The sequence below is a fragment of the Paenibacillus polysaccharolyticus genome (assembly GCF_900102085.1).
Taxonomy (GTDB): domain Bacteria; phylum Bacillota; class Bacilli; order Paenibacillales; family Paenibacillaceae; genus Paenibacillus; species Paenibacillus polysaccharolyticus.
In genome coordinates this window covers 94,971-107,863 of record NZ_FMVM01000015.1, presented here as the reverse complement: position 1 = coordinate 107,863, position 12,893 = coordinate 94,971, and the positions used below count along the sequence as shown (strand labels likewise).

Below are 12,893 nucleotides of genomic sequence, written 5' to 3'. Positions count from 1 at the left end.
ATATTCTATACCTGAAAGGAGGTCATTTGGATGGATTCGCTGGCCAATCTGAATAGAGCCTTACAGTATATTGAAGATCATCTTGAGGAAGACATCGATCTGAAGGAAGCAGCGAAACGGGCACATTGTTCAGACTATCATTTTTCAAGAATGTTTTCCTTTCTTGCAGGCATTCCGTTGTCGGAATACATCCGGAGGAGGCGTCTGACTCTCGCGGCATTCGAACTTCAAGCTGGAGATTTAAGAATTGTGGATGTGGCAGTGAAATATGGTTATCGATCAGCTGATGCTTTCTCCAGAGCTTTCCAAGCATTGCACGGAATAACGCCCTCATCGGTCAGGTCGCATGTGTCGTCTTTAGTAGCCTATCCACGAATGACCTTCCAATTAACTGTTCAGGGAGGAAATGCAATGAACTATCGTGTTGTTGAGAAGGAATCGTTCTATATTGTAGGCATAATGAAGAGGGTACCCATTCAATTTGACGGGGTGAACCCCGAAATTGCATCAATGTGGCAAAGCTTAACCAGTGAGGATATTGGTGAATTGAAACAACTTTCCAATGTTGAGCCACAGGGATTAATTTCAGCTTCGGTGCATTTTTCTGAAGGGCGAATGGAGGAAAGAGGAGAGCTGGACCATTATATAGGTGCTGCTACATCATCCAAGGAGTTTCCTGAGAGATTTGCAGAGTTAGAGGTTCCCGCAATGACGTGGGCCGTCTTCGAAGCGGTTGGACCTTTCCCGGAAACGTTACAACAGGTATGGGGTCGAATCTATTCCGAATGGTTTCCTTCTGCCAGCTATGAAGTGGCGGAAGGACCGGAAATCTTATGGAATGAAGGTAAAGATGTGTCATCTCCCAACTTTAAGAGCGAGATTTGGATACCTGTTATTCCAAGATAATAGAATAGTAGTGCGGTTACTTGTATTTAAGGCCATCCATCAGAGGATGGCCTTAAACGTATGTTTGAACACAGCATGGTAAACCCTGATCCAAGTATAGGGGAATTTTTATAGAGCTATGTAAAGTTCACTTAAGATATTCATTGCCTATATCCCGCATCATTCGAGTGGTATCCTTTTCTTATGTCAGATGCGAACCTGATGAATCTTAATTGAGAAAGGGAGAAGAAGAGATGAGTAAGGACCACATGATTCGTTCGATGCTATCTGGAAACGTAAATATGACGCCGAATGGACGTATCGCTGATCAATTAAACCTGGAAGAGTTTGCTGAGTGCCACGAGCTATTTTTTGACAAGATCATGGAAATTCATGTATCTGATATCCAGGGAATTGAGGGCTACGGTGAATTTGATGAGGAATGCAAAACAGAATACGGAAGCTGTAAAGAATTTCTGATCGAAACATTCGCAGAACCTCAAGAGGGCTATTGGTACAATTGGCAGGAGATGTTCGAGACAACGATACTTGATCGTGAATTTTTTGAAACATATTTGCAGGAAATGAAGGATAGAATCCCGTATTGTGAGGGGAAACGCTATTTGGTCTATAACAATACATTCTTCGTTAATCTGATCACGGATGGCAAAACGACGGTTGGATTCCCTGACTGGAGCAGATCCGGCATCGGCGATTTTCTTCTCGATTTTGTAATTATGGATTTAAATAAGCCATACTTGCGTATTCCAGAATTATTATTTGATTACTGCAAAAAAAGGGAGATTGTCATACCCGATTTTCAGGAAAGATTTCTATGTATGGCTTATTATAAAGGCATTGACGTCTTGCGCTGGCACGCATCTATTGATGATACGGAGTCCTGCCGGTCCATTATGAAGTCTATCAGTGAACTAAAAGATCGAATTTACGCTTTATAGATGGTGATATTATGAAATATATCAATGCTAGCGATGTCCTCCCCGAGGAACTGATAAAAGAAGTTCAGAAGTATGCGGCAGGCAAACTATTGTATATTCCTTCCGGGGAGGAAAAAAAGGGTTGGGGCGAAACGTCCGGTTACCGAACTCAACTCAGAAAGCGCAATCAAATGATCCGAAATAAGTACGCTCATGGGCTCACTGTATCAGAACTTGCGGATGAATATTATTTATCTCTGGACTCCATTAAGAAAATCATCTACTCGAAGCATACCGATGCACAATTAACGTATTCTCCGACAATAGAATCAGCTGTAAGCTATGCCAATACCGGCATGCTTGAAGAATGGATACAATGTTATCTGTTGCTCACTTGCCAGGCCTCTCCCGATGTGCAGGGACTTATAAAGGAAGATGGTTTATACTTTGGAGTGGTGCAGTTTCCATTACGCCTTATTCAGTATGAAGAATTCGATAACGTGGAGAACGTAGCAAGCGAAAGTGATGATACATCGATGTCCCCACCACTTCTTATTCAGTATAGAGAAGGAAAGTTTCATTGCATGATGCAGAAGGAATTTCTCGCTTCGCTGAAACAACGCAAAATAAATGCCTATCCCTCCATCATTGTATTAAAAGAAAATGCCGAGTATAAAAGATTCATGAAACATTTCGGCAATGTATTCATTTTTGTTAATAAAGTTTGATTTAATAGCTGGGCCATACTGTAAAGGAGGCCCTTAATGTAATTCGGAAAATGAAATTCTGAAGCAAACATTGTGCAGTTTATCCTACGCCATTAAAACGATTTAGCCTTTGGATCTTTCCTAAGGCTTTTTGTTATAGCTTTAGCCCGTTGAGTACGTGAAACGCACGAAAAAAAACACCCGCATAGCGGGTGTTCCTGATTTGATGAATTATTTCGAGTTGTAAGAGAAAGATAGATTATGCGTTTGTGGTCCTGTAGCTGCGTTGTAATTATCCTGAATGTTTGAGATATAATAAGTGAATTTGAGGTTTAATGTTTTCTGTTTTGGTGTACTGTAGTGACCAACTTTAATAACAGAATCAAAGGAGTGGCTTGGAAGCTCCAGCCTTTGACTTTTCGGAATCGTTAATTTTGATCTTCTTACTTTACTGCTACCACTATTGTCATATACCTTTAATGTTCCAGCTGCAATGTTCTGTGAATTCGTATACCCTACTCCAAAAGACAAACCTGTATTAGGAACCGACAGTCCCCAAGCTACATTCAGTTTTAATTTTCCAAGGGTACTATAAGATGAATCCCACATAATAGACCGTATTACATCCCCAGGAGCTGTATAAGCTTCAAGGGTTGTATCTTGATGAACTCCCATTCTCCAGCCTGAGGTTTTGGAGTTAACGGTTCCTACGTTAGATGTCGTACTTACGGACAGGGGATAAAGTTTTGTGGTAAAATCCCCAGAACCTCCACTAAGAGATGAGGGACCCTCAACATAAGCTCTTACCGTCATTTTTTCTGTTATTGTAGCAACACCCGCGTTGTATACTGCAGTATATGTTTTGTCCGACTTACCACTTGCCAGAGACGCAGCAAATGTTGTTAGTCCATCGTTGGTTTCTTCTCGAACGGGTTCAAATACTTTCCCGTACCAAAACATGTCTGTATGTTCTGCATCTTCAAAAGAGCCCGAATTGTTAAACATCTGATCTGTATGAAGTTTATCATTTAACTGATCCGTTTCCAAAAACGTAAAGGTTCTTGTATTCTTTTCAAGCAAATACAGTTTAACAACAGTATCATCATTCTTGAATTTATCTCGCAATAAAGCTAGATTGCTGTTGGGTTTGCGATCAATTCCGAAGTAGACAACTTCAAAATTGTCCTTGTTATCCTTTAATTCTCCTACAATCAGACTGTCCGTATAACCAGCCTTCTTTAACCCGCCTGTAAGTTGGAATTCTTTCTCTCCAGTGCTAGTCTTCACATTACCGGATAAGGAAACAGAATCTGCACCGTTACTCTCCATAGATTTGATATCTACACTACTGGAATCAAAATTGGCTGATTTGCCTAATTTCTCACCCTTAGTATCCAAACTATATACGGTATTACTTGGAATTTGGATACGATCTTTAGATACTTCATCGGATGCAGAGACACTAGTACCTAGAGAAAAAGTGAGTAATGTAGTCGCAAGGAACAAAGACATTAACTTTTTCAAGATAAAACCTCCTAAATATTGGATTGTAATTTGTCGAGGTTTAAAGATACCAAAATGAATAAGAATTGTAAATGTAGTACCTTTTTTCGAAAAAAATAGTAGTTATTTTTACCCATACCATAAGTAGTTCGTATAACAACAAATTTAGTACATATAACTGAAAACTATACTGGAGAATCGGGCAAGGCGAACTAGAATTAACGCAGGAGTCAGATTAGAACCAGATAAACACGGACTCCAGATATATAAAAAAAATTTATATGATACAAAAGTTGGGTTTTATAAAAGAAGGGTCTAGCTTGAGTTATCTGAAGTGATGTATGTATACTATGACAGCCAAGCTAATCTCTTAGACAAGAAGAAAGAGCCCCGGCAGGATGGGCTCTTGTTATTGATTTGTATAATTTGAACGAAACCAATTTTCTAATTTATCACTTACGATTTCATAATGTGCATCGGTAGAATCGGATTGCAATTCAATACCACCAGATGATCCAAAAATGATTAATTCCAAGCGAGTACCATCTTTAAAAATTATTTCCCCTATATTGCTTGCTCCAGAACTTTCCTCGAAATCCATAGGCCTCAGCTCTGCATGTTGCATCATGCCAGTAACTGTTTTTGTCTCTTCATCCGTTAATGTTACTGGATTAAACAGGCCGATGTTGATTTCTTGTAATTGCCCTGCAGAGAGTCTTTCTTTAAAATGGTCTGCCCAGTCGTGGTCTTTCCCATGACTAGATGAGCAGCTTGAGACAATGAGTATGGAACCAACAATGACGAAAATTACCCCTAAGAACCGCTCAGCACGTAATGCTAAATCGCTAGGCTTGGCATCTTTAAGTTTCCATCCTAACCTGAAATACCAAAAGGAGTAAGGTGATATGGCCATAATTAGACCTATGATTAACATTAGTACGCCTACAACTCCTGTCAAATCATCACATCCTTAATTATGTTCATCATCCGAATTGAACGTGCATCTCATTTTGTTTGTTAAAATCGAATCCCCAATGTTACTGAAACCATAACCATTCCTTTGAAGCGGTAAACATATGAAACGAGTGAAGCAGCTACGAAATAATCTCAATAAATGCTTGTTCAGTATTTGTTTAGAGACAGAGGTTATACTAATCCTCGCTAATCATTTTGATATAGAAAGTAGGTCATATCATTAGTAGAGTCACTTTGTGAGAGCACTTCATTGTAAGTTGAGTATAAGAATTCCCTATAGCAAGTTAACTGGGTTGCATATATGAAAGGGGATTCAGAATTATCTACAGCAAGAAACCAGTTACATTTCAATTTTATATGGAGGCAAAAAGGATATGACCAAAGGCATCAAAAAAATCATTTCTATTGTGCTCACGGTATGTTTAATCCTGGGGGGGAGTGGCCTATCTGCATTATTAGGTTCAGTAGCCTATGCAGATAACGCTCCAACCACAGCAGAGGCAAACTACAAGCAATATCGTGTGAAGTTAATGGCCGATCCGGTCACAGATACAGCACCTGCTGGCTTCGGTACAGCTGCCTCAGATGGACGGATCTGGACAGACAAGAGTGTTACGGCAGAGAATGATGGTACATTCAATATTCAATTATCTGCGCTAGCACAAGAATATATGACATCCAACTCCACGAATCCAGGCGTTGGCGGTAACAGCAATGCGAACGGATCTGCGGCAGACGTAACTTTTATTTTGGATATGAGTTCTTCAATGGGTACCCGCAGCGGTAAAGAAATAGCGCTCACAGCTGGAGATGCAGGCGTTTATTATCGCGTAGAAGCTATGGCTAAGGCTGCAAATGACGCCATCCGTACAGTCATGAACGCCAATTCCAACAACCGTGTTGCGGTATATTGGTTCGGCGGATCAGCTGATGCTAACCATCTCGGTACATTTATGGAGATGGGACATTACGAATTTAGTTCGGGTCATGGTACAGAAGACTATCTGAAATACGTAGGTGGCAATACTCAAACGGTTACTTTGAACAGTAATCTAATCAAAGATGGTAGTTCCGTTGGAACACAACCTGCAGTTGGACTAGGGCCCGGCACTCCCACTCAGGACGGAATCATGTACGGTGTCTCGAAGACGATGAGTAAGGTGGGAACGAAGGGAGCAGGTCCAAAGCGACAGCCTTATTTATTCCTTCTATCTGATGGAGCGGCAATTCATGCCAAGAAAGCATGGTCTCTTTCGCCGAAAGGCAGTTCATTTGAGACCAATTTTGCCAATGCATTAGCTGAGGCTACAACAATCCCGAATTATAATCAAAGCGGAACGAATGTTAACAAGTATGTGCCAGCTACAGCGGGCGTCGGTTTGGCAAATACAGGTGATCCGGAAATTGCTGCGTTAACCATTCTTACCGGTGCATATATGAAGGATCTTATGGACCGTAAATACACCGAATACAATGGGGGAGAAGCCACTCAGTCCAAAGTGTATACTGTAGGGTTGGGTTCCACAACGGCGATCAATGGACCGTATAACGGTAACGAGCCTGTGTATGCGTGGGCAGGACTTGATCCGAAACGAGTCAACGAGAATAAGGAAGATAGTAATTATAACTATGGTACTGCCAAGAACACATATGACAAACTGAGTGCATATGCATCTCAGGGGCCTAATGGATTTAACTATGCCAATTCGTTTGTATACAGTAGTTATTACACATTTGCCCCAACGTATGACATTGTGAAATCAGCTTTCTCCGGTTTAACCAATGATGTTGAGGCTACTACAACGATACTTCCGCTTCTCAACATACCGGAAACCACGGATCTGGGGAACGGTGGGGAAACGGCAGATATCGCGAGTGCTATTGTTGTTGCAGACGATATCAGCAATGATTTTGCTGTGGATCTGTCCACGTTAAAAATCGGGGATGCTGTTGCGACAGTAGACACAAGTACGAATATAAACGGTGGTACAGCGTATTCATTCGCGGGGTATGGAAGTAAGGCGGTCATTAAAACCGTCGCAGGCGTTAGCAGTCTTACATGGTATATTGACGCAGATGATATGCAATCGCATATTTACCGTTTCAAAAACCGGACAAGTCCGCAGCCTGGAGACTATAGCGCGCCAGCAAACGGTTCTTTTAAAATCAGTTATAAAGTAAAACCGACATTTCAAGTAGCACCTGATCAGGTGACGGACATATCCCGTTACATCAATGCGGGCAATGCGAGTGATGGAGCCAAGACGGCAGCGTACTTCCACCCACCTGCTGACAGTCCCTATTATCAGGCTTTAACAAGTAAACAGACCATTTCCAAAACGGGTGGAATCGGCGCAACGTATGTAACCGAGGAATCGCTGAATAGTGGCAAGGCCATTATGAGACTTGGAAACAACGGGAAGCTTGATTTGCAGATGGGAATTATGAAGACAGGCCCGGCAACCGTTCCAATTAACGGGTCTATAGATTACAAAGTGACCATCTATAACTATACAAATACAGCTATTACAGGGCTCAGCGTCATTAGCGATGGCCAAACCCAAACAGGGATTGATGTTCCAGCCAATGACAGCAAGGTGCTTACTTTTACGAAAACTGCACCGGGCACGCCGCAGACGTTAGATAGCGATAATGCTGTCATTCCAGGAATTAACCTTGCGTCCAATACGGTATCTACGGATGTAACCAACGTGACCACAGCTGTAATCAACACGCATGTTATTGGAGCCGTTGGGGGTACATCTGTAGGGGATGCCACCTATAACATTGGTGATGCTGCGACAATCACAGCGACTCCGAATCAGGGTTATACATTCGTAGGATGGTATGACAACCAATCAGGAACAGGGACTCCTGTAAGTACGGATGCAACTTATCAGTTCAATGTTCAGACGAATCAGGATTACTATGCAAAGTTTACATCGCTACCCGTAGCCCGTGATGATACTTATAGCGTTGTGAGAGGAGAAACTCTCAGTGTTCCAGTGGAAGAGGGCATTTTGCTCAACGATACGGATGGTGAGGGACGTACACTTACTGCTGTAAGCATCAGTTCAATCAGCGATGAAGGCAAGGGCACACTGAATGTATATTCAAATGGATCATTCACCTTTGTGGCGGAAGCAGAAGCATCGGGTAGTGTGACATTCACCTACAAAGCTAATAATGGTTCTGCCCTATCGAATGAAGCGACGGTAACGATTAACATTACACCACCTGCACATAAGCCAACCGCGAAAAACGACAGCTACAACGTTAGAAGCGGAGACACACTGGATGTTCCAGCGGAGAAGGGCTTGCTCTCTAACGATACCGATGATGAGAATCATCCGCTCACCGTGGACCATGTCAGTTCGCTTAGTGATACGAGCAAAGGTACACTACATGTAAATCCGGACGGATCGTTTACGTTTGTTGCGGACGCAAATGCATCGGGTAATGTGACATTTACTTATGAGACCTATGACGGGACAGCCTACTCAAGTTCAGCTACGGTTACCATCACCATCAAAGTGCCGATCACGACTCATGTCATTGGTAATGTTGGTGGCGTAACAGAAGGTGACGGTGTCTACGCACTTGGCGAATCGGCAACGATTACGGCAAATCCAGCTTCAGGCTATGCCTTCGCAGGATGGTATGACAACGAGGAAGGCACAGGTACACCTGTAAGTACGGATAAAGTTTATCCATTGACGGTTTCCTCAGCTGGAGACTATTATGCAAAATTCAGTAAGCTGTCTACAGCTGAGAATGACAGCTATCAGGTAGTGAAGGGCCGTACGCTGAACGTTCCTGCGGCAACTGGTATTCTATCGAATGATACCGTTGTAGGGAACAGTACGCTTACTGCAGTGAACATCAGCTCCCTGAGTGATACAAGCAAGGGTACACTGAATGTTAAAACTGATGGTTCATTTACGTTTGTGCCTGCTGGAGAAATATCTGGCAGTGTGACGTTCACTTATCAGGCTTATGATGGAGTAGGTAATTCCAACGAAGCTACGGTTACAATCACATTTATCAACCCTAGCATTGATGGAACAATCAGAGATAAAGAGACCCAAAATCCGGTATCTGGTGCTACTGTAATTTTGCGCGACCTTGCGGGTAAAGAGAAGGGGCGTACTACGACCGATCCAAATGGGAAGTACAATTTCGAAGACGTTGTCATCAATAATTATATTTTGGAAATTGTGCGTGATGGATATAGCCCGGCACATAGAGAAGTCTCTGTGTCTACAGCCAATGTGAATGGAAACGGACGTATCACCGAAGATTTTGAACTTGTGGATTACGAGATAACATTAACAGCCAACCCCTCATCCATACTTGGTAATGGTACGGCTACATCCGAATTTAAGACGGTGATAACCGATAAAGAGGGGCGTCCTCAGGCAGGCGTTGAAGTTGTGTTTGAAGTACCGAATACAACGTACGGTCATTTTACCGGAAATACCAATACGATAACGGTTCTGACGGATGCACAAGGCGTTGCTAAGACAACCTTTACTGCAGCAGTTCTTGGGGGTGCGGGATCGGTATCCATACCGCTGACGGCAACCGTAGATGATAGCCAAAAGGGTATCCAGGTTAGTGACACAATCTATATCACGATTACTCCTGGGGTTATTACAGGTGTTGTCACAGACCAGGCAGGACATCCGTTAGCAGGTTCCACGATTAAAGTAAGTAAAGATTTTGACGGAGATGGCATTGCTGATTTTCACGCGGTTGCTATTACAGGAGTTGATGGGGCATACACCATTGCTATACCGCAGGGGAATGTGACGTACGATGTATCGATTACAAAGCTGGTTGAGATCAACGGTCAGCAGAAATCGGTCACGTTTAATCAGAACGTCCCCGTAAACGGAAGTGTGGATGGCCATTCCTTTGATGGAAATAAAACCGTATCAGGTATTGTCCTGGTTGGAAAAACACAAGGGGAATCCGCAACGCTCGATGGGACTGTGGGCGGTGGCTACAATGTATTGATCAATGATGGCAATGGCGATCATACAGGTCCAGTTGACCACAATGGTATATTTAATATCGACAGTGTGCTCAAGGGCAGCTATACGGCAAAAGTCATCTATAACATTCCGCTTCCAGGAGGCGGGACACAACCTATCGTTGTAGGGCACATGAATGCCGAAATTAATGCAGACGGACAGATTAGCATCAGTGAAGTGCTTATTGACCCGTATGGTACAATTACAGATTCCGTAACAGGTCAACCGATAACTGGTGCTGTTGTTACACTTCATTATAGTAACGGAACGGTTGTTAACTTGCCGCCGGTGAATAACTTCCCACCAGCGGATAATGCCAACCCGCAGACAAGTGATGCGACAGGGCAATATGCCTTTATGGTATTTCCGCATACGGACTATTATTTAACTGCGAAGAGAGCTGGATATAAGGATTTTGATAGCAGAGTTGTTGATCCAAGCCAACCGCTGATTCATGTGGGTACGGATATTGTGCTGTATAACTTTAGCATGCCACCTATGCCAACATCTGGGGGAACAGGATCAGGAGCAGGAACGAGTGCGGGTGCATCAAACTCACCGACAACTTCAACTCCACCAGCAACTGTTCCAACAACTACGACGCCTTCGGGGTCTATCGATCTCGCTACAGCGATTCTGGTTGACAAAATGAAGGGTGGCGAAGGAGACACACTTACCTTCACCGTGATCTATGCCAATAAAACCTCGATCGATGCCGATGGTGTGTACATCAAAGTTAAGATCCCTTCAGGGCTAAGTTTGGTGGATGCGAACGGCGGTGCTTTGACAGGCCAAGAACTCAAGTGGAATGTTGGTAAGCTGACGGGAGGAACGCAAGGCAAGCTGACGTTCAAACTCAAGGTTAACGATATGAACGAAGGTGAAGATTTTGGAACCATAACGGCTAGTATAGGCACGGATCACAAGCTTACGCTTACGAATACACAAGATGATGCATCCTTGATCAAGGTGATGTTGTATTCTAACCGTTATGAACATAAGCACGCCCGTTACATTATGGGATATCCAGATGGTAACGTTAAACCCGGACGACTCATTACCCGTGCAGAGATTGCTGCCATCTTTGCCCGTACACTGCAATTGCAAGATGAGGTTCACCACGTTCAGCTGTTCAGCGATGTTGCTACAAGTTACTGGGGAGCCGATTATATCGAAGCAGTTGTAAACAAAGAGATATTTAAAGGTTATGCAGATAACACGTTCAAGCCAGATCAACCGATCACACGGGCAGAACTGGCAACAGCCATTGCTCGTTATCTCGGAGTTGCAAGAGAGCTGAAGATGAACAATGTCTTGAGAATCAGCTCGTTTACCGATATTGAAGGGAGCTGGGCGGAGCAGTCTATCGATGAGGTATACCGTTTTGGATTCCTATCAGGATACAAAAATGGCTCCTTCAAACCCAACAGTCAGCTTACCAGAGAGGAAGCTGTCAAAATGATCAATGGGATGTTGTACAGAGGCCCATTAACCGGGGTTGAAGCTTCTTATCCAGACAACCGTTTGGGCAGATGGTCATTCGGACATCTTGAGGAAGCGACAAGAACGCATACGTACAAGATCAATCCAGATGGCTCCGAAACGATGTTAAAATACATTCCGGAAGATCTGTGGTAATTCGCGAAAAATAAAAAAGCCGAAGCGGGGATAAACTCCTGCTTCGGCTTTTCATATATTCATTGCGAGTATCATTCAACATGAATATAAGGCTTCTGTCGATCCCCTATTAACGGCCGCCCGTATTGGAAGCCCAGACAGGAATCCAGCTATTCGGGTAATATTCGTTGGTCAGGGTAGTATTGTAGAGAACCAGGTTACCGTCATTTTGCATGACGAAAGTATCCCCTGTTGTGCTCGTTGGTAATGCGCTTCCATGGTGACCAGGAATCCATGCTGCAGTATTCGCAAACCAGGCATCTACCAGCTTGGTTGTATCTGTTACCAGTACGGTATCCCAGCCCGGGCCATAATAGTATTCATACTTCCCTGTCGCCGGGTTGGTTCCCCAACGATAAGCATATTGATAAACCGTTTGCCACTTCGTTCCATATTTATAGATGACAGGCTTCCCATATTGTTGTTCGAATTTAAACGAAAGTGCTCCGCTTTTACTTGTGCCACTGCTCCATAGAGAAGAGCCGTTCTGGTAGATTACGAAATTCCCGTCATCCTGCCAGATGGCTGAAAACCTGCCGTCTTGGGAGGTAAGATAGTCCCCTTTTTGCATACTCTGACCGATCAACAATTTATCTCCAAGGTAGCCTGCGGAAGCCGTTGTAGGTACAGCAAAGGCCAGGATCAACAAACATGCGATCAAAATGCGGAATGATTTTGGGAAAAATAGCTTTTTCATTGGACACTCTCCTATATTCCTTAGAATGGTTGATGCAAATTGCGTAGTACAACAAACGCTTACGGGGATTGCCGTAATGCAACATAGCGTTCGGTCAGAAGTGGTGAAAGAGCAATCAACACATCCCCCAGTGGTCATTTATGGGACAGCCATATGTACAGTGCTCTCAGGGTCACCTCCTTTAATGGACAGCAAATGCTAGAATAGATGGTTTATATCGTTGTGAGCTTAAATATGTTTGGTAGAAGTTGCAGGAAAGCATAGTGGCAGTGAGAGAGGATGATTCATTCATTTAACAGAGTTAGAAAGTGATTACAAAGAGAATATATAACATTTTATTCCACTATAGCAAGAGAAAAATATAAAATACAACATTTTCAATATAAAGAGTTCTGTATTCTTTTGTAATTTTTTTTACATAGATTTAATAGAATTGGTCACTTTTATGAATTGAACTATGGTAAAATGTTTCAGG

The 12,893-nt window shown here is 43.0% G+C and carries 7 protein-coding genes; 4 read left to right on the top strand and 3 right to left on the bottom strand.

Annotation, left to right across the window (positions count from 1 at the left end; translation table 11 throughout):
* Positions 1 to 30 precede the first annotated feature (30 nt).
* The 3 genes from BLQ13_RS20475 to BLQ13_RS29115 all read left to right on the top strand — a co-directional run bounded on the left by BLQ13_RS20475 (position 31) and on the right by BLQ13_RS29115 (position 2,551).
* Positions 31 to 906, top strand: coding sequence for an AraC family transcriptional regulator (locus BLQ13_RS20475; protein WP_090923542.1), 876 nt, complete (start codon positions 31 to 33; stop codon positions 904 to 906).
* 233 nt (positions 907 to 1,139) lie between these two features.
* Entirely contained in the window at positions 1,140 to 1,844 is a 705-nt protein-coding gene (locus tag BLQ13_RS20470) for a hypothetical protein (RefSeq protein ID WP_090923541.1), read from the top strand.
* A gap of 11 nt (positions 1,845 to 1,855) precedes the next feature.
* Entirely contained in the window at positions 1,856 to 2,551 is a 696-nt protein-coding gene (locus BLQ13_RS29115) for a CD3324 family protein (RefSeq protein ID WP_338060888.1), read from the top strand.
* A 210-nt stretch (positions 2,552 to 2,761) separates the two neighbouring features.
* Here BLQ13_RS29115 and BLQ13_RS20460 read toward each other — a convergent pair whose 3' ends face one another.
* Together BLQ13_RS20460 and BLQ13_RS20455 are read right to left on the bottom strand one after the other, a co-directional pair.
* The gene (locus tag BLQ13_RS20460) at positions 2,762 to 4,054 is read right to left on the bottom strand and encodes a hypothetical protein (protein ID WP_090923539.1); all 1,293 of its coding nucleotides are present in this window, start codon (positions 4,052 to 4,054) and stop codon (positions 2,762 to 2,764) included.
* 388 nt (positions 4,055 to 4,442) lie between these two features.
* Positions 4,443 to 4,991, bottom strand: a complete 549-nt coding sequence (locus BLQ13_RS20455) for a DUF6199 family natural product biosynthesis protein (protein WP_139168927.1) — start codon at positions 4,989 to 4,991, stop codon at positions 4,443 to 4,445.
* A gap of 391 nt (positions 4,992 to 5,382) precedes the next feature.
* Between BLQ13_RS20455 and BLQ13_RS20450 the strand changes: the two genes are divergently transcribed.
* Positions 5,383 to 11,682, top strand: coding sequence for an Ig-like domain-containing protein (locus BLQ13_RS20450; protein WP_090923535.1), 6,300 nt, complete (start codon positions 5,383 to 5,385; stop codon positions 11,680 to 11,682).
* 109 nt (positions 11,683 to 11,791) lie between these two features.
* On the opposite strand, the gene BLQ13_RS20445 is transcribed toward BLQ13_RS20450, so the two are convergent.
* On the bottom strand, positions 11,792 to 12,418 hold the full coding sequence (locus tag BLQ13_RS20445; RefSeq protein WP_090923533.1) for a hypothetical protein: 627 nt from the start codon (positions 12,416 to 12,418) through the stop codon (positions 11,792 to 11,794).
* Between the last annotated feature and the right edge of the window lie 475 nt (positions 12,419 to 12,893).

What these genes read in the sequence shown, in the direction of transcription:
- BLQ13_RS20475 (WP_090923542.1), top strand. Translation starts at nt 31, where the DNA reads ATGGATTCGCTGGCCAATCTGAATAGAGCCTTACAGTATATTGAAGAT.
- BLQ13_RS20450 (WP_090923535.1), top strand. Translation starts at nt 5,383, where the DNA reads ATGACCAAAGGCATCAAAAAAATCATTTCTATTGTGCTCACGGTATGT.
- BLQ13_RS20470 (WP_090923541.1), top strand. Translation starts at nt 1,140, where the DNA reads ATGAGTAAGGACCACATGATTCGTTCGATGCTATCTGGAAACGTAAAT.
- BLQ13_RS20445 (WP_090923533.1), bottom strand. Translation starts at nt 12,418, where the DNA reads ATGAAAAAGCTATTTTTCCCAAAATCATTCCGCATTTTGATCGCATGT.
- BLQ13_RS29115 (WP_338060888.1), top strand. Translation starts at nt 1,856, where the DNA reads ATGAAATATATCAATGCTAGCGATGTCCTCCCCGAGGAACTGATAAAA.